The following is a 423-nucleotide window of genomic DNA, read 5'->3' on the forward strand; positions in this document are numbered from 1 at the left end:
TCCCACACGAATTGCTTGATTCATTGAAGAAGACGATAAGAAGCAGCCCGAAATTGGGTCTGTAGCTCAGTTGGTTAGAGCGCACCCCTGATAAGGGTGAGGTCGGCAGTTCGAATCTGCCCAGACCCACCAATTTTGTGTGGGAAACGCCTGTAGAAATACGGGGCCATAGCTCAGCTGGGAGAGCGCCTGCCTTGCACGCAGGAGGTCAACGGTTCGATCCCGTTTGGCTCCACCACTACTGCTTCTGAAAGTTTTGAAAGCTTAGAAATGAGCATTCCATCGATACGATGGTGAATGTTGATTTCTAGTCTTTGATTAGATCGTTCTTTAAAAATTTGGGTATGTGATAGAAAGATAGACTGAACGTTACTTTCACTGGTAACGGATCAGGCTAAGGTAAAATTTGTGAGTTCTCTTAAT

Annotated in this window: 2 tRNA genes; both read left to right on the top strand. The window is 45.6% G+C overall.

What is annotated here, in order from left to right:
* The first annotated feature begins 55 nt into the window (after nucleotides 1-55).
* Nucleotides 56-132 (top strand) — tRNA-Ile (locus L8I05_RS29440).
* Between the two features lie 30 nt (nucleotides 133-162).
* Nucleotides 163-238, top strand: a tRNA-Ala gene (locus L8I05_RS29445).
* Nucleotides 239-423 lie beyond the last annotated feature (185 nt).

The sequence above is a fragment of the Pseudomonas sp. MONT-RG-20F-20-E-7-02 genome (assembly GCF_022662395.1).
GTDB lineage: Bacteria > Pseudomonadota > Gammaproteobacteria > Pseudomonadales > Pseudomonadaceae > Aquipseudomonas.